At 57.5% G+C, this 1658-nt stretch carries 1 protein-coding gene and 1 tRNA gene; one reads left to right on the top strand and one right to left on the bottom strand.

Features of this window, described 5'->3' with window-relative positions; genetic code table 11:
* The first annotated feature begins 245 nt into the window (after nucleotides 1-245).
* Complete coding sequence (locus Q7L05_RS14420) at nucleotides 246-764, top strand: REP-associated tyrosine transposase (RefSeq protein WP_303908141.1); 519 nt, start codon at nucleotides 246-248, stop codon at nucleotides 762-764.
* A 281-nt stretch (nucleotides 765-1045) separates the two neighbouring features.
* Here the strand turns inward: Q7L05_RS14420 and Q7L05_RS14415 are convergent.
* Nucleotides 1046-1122 (bottom strand) — tRNA-Arg (locus tag Q7L05_RS14415).
* Nucleotides 1123-1658 lie beyond the last annotated feature (536 nt).

The raw sequence follows: 1658 nt of genomic DNA, 5'->3' as shown, positions 1-1658 counted from the left end.
CGCTTATCCGCCCTACGGAATGGAAGAGGCAATCATCTGGTAGGGTGGATAAGCGAAGCGCATCCACCAAATGACCCGAGGGAACGCGGATGCGCTGCCGCTTATCCGCCCAACGGCGGGATAAAGGGCAATCACCTGGTAGGGTGCGATAAGCGAAGCGCATCCACCAGAACACCCGGGAAATAGCGGGTGCGCTGTCTATCCGCCCTACGGCGGACAAATCGAAGCAATGGCCTGGTAAACCGATGAGCCAATACCGACGCGCATACACGCCTGGCGGGAGTTATTTTTTTACGGTCGTCACCTGGAAACGGCGCAAATGGTTCGAGCGCGAGGCCGATGTTGAAATTCTGCGAGCGGCACTGCGCAAGACGATGGGTGAGCGTCCCTTTATCGTCGAGGCGGCGGTGATACTGCCCGACCACATGCACACCATCTGGAGGCTTCCCGATGACGACTGGGATTATTCCGGGCGGTGGCGGGAAATCAAGAAGCGGGTTTCCCTGGAGCTTGCACCGGAATCCAATGCGCGGAATGAAAGACAGGTATGGCAAAAGCGGTTTTGGGAGCACCAGATTCGCAATGAGCGAGATTGGAGAAATCATGTGGATTACATTCACTACAATCCGGTCAAGCATGATCTTGCCACCCGGCCGGCCGATTGGCCGTGGTCATCGTTCCACCGGGCCGTGAATGCCGGGTGGTATGAGCCGGATTGGGGCGCAACCGAGCCTGATAACATTCGTGGCATGAAGATGGAGTGAGTAGGGTGCAAAAGCGAAGCGCATCCACCAAACGACGGGGAAGGACGCGGATGCGCTGCCGCTTATCCGCCCTACGGCGGAATGGAAGAGCAATCATCTGGTAGGGTGGATAAGCGAAGCGCATCCACCAAATGACCCGCGAAATTGCGGATGCGCTGTCGCTTATCCGCCCTACGGTGCATTGGTGGCCAGATGTCCGACAGGAACAGGAGCAATTTCGTGATGGAGAACGCCGAATTCGCGAGGACTTACAGGAAGAATAATCATGAAAATCAGGAAGATGGCGCGCCCGAGAGGATTCGAACCTCTGACCTCTGCCTCCGGAGGGCAGCGCTCTATCCAGCTGAGCTACGGGCGCTTACGAGCCGCTAAGGATACATGGACGCGGCATTGACGTCCAACCCCGCAACAGCTGCAGCTTGGCGCTGCCGCGCTGATCTCGGCCACTCTTGATGAACTTGCCCCTGCTGTCGTTACGAGCCGTACCCCATGCTGCACAGCCCGAATCAGTGAAGAACCGGAGTACGTTAATGGCCCTCGGTTCACGAGGATCAATGGCTTATGTTCGAGCTCTTCAGAAGCGCCGAACGAAGGGTCCCTTCTCCTTCAGGAAGAAGGGCAGGATGAGGAGGAAAGAAAACGGCTACGGCCCATTGGATCACCCCCTCCCTGGCCGCATGGAAAAGGGGGGAGTTCTTCAGGAGGAGCCGAAGCGATGAAGTAATCTCCTGCTCCCAAGCCCGAGATTGCCGCGTCGCTTGGGGCTCGGCTTTGGCATCCTCGAGAATAGGTTCCAGACATTCTCTTCTTGTCGTTTGGTGGATGCGCTTCGCTTATCGCACCCTACCGGTGATTGCCTCCTTCATTCCGCCGTAGGGCGGATAAGCGGCAGCG

It is taken from the genome of Thiohalomonas denitrificans (assembly GCF_016841685.1).
GTDB lineage: Bacteria > Pseudomonadota > Gammaproteobacteria > Thiohalomonadales > Thiohalomonadaceae > Thiohalomonas > Thiohalomonas denitrificans_A.
The sequence above is the reverse complement of the archived record's forward strand: the minus strand, read 5'-3'. Positions and strand labels throughout refer to the sequence as shown.

What these genes read in the sequence shown, in the direction of transcription:
- Q7L05_RS14420 (WP_303908141.1), top strand. Translation starts at nt 246, where the DNA reads ATGAGCCAATACCGACGCGCATACACGCCTGGCGGGAGTTATTTTTTT.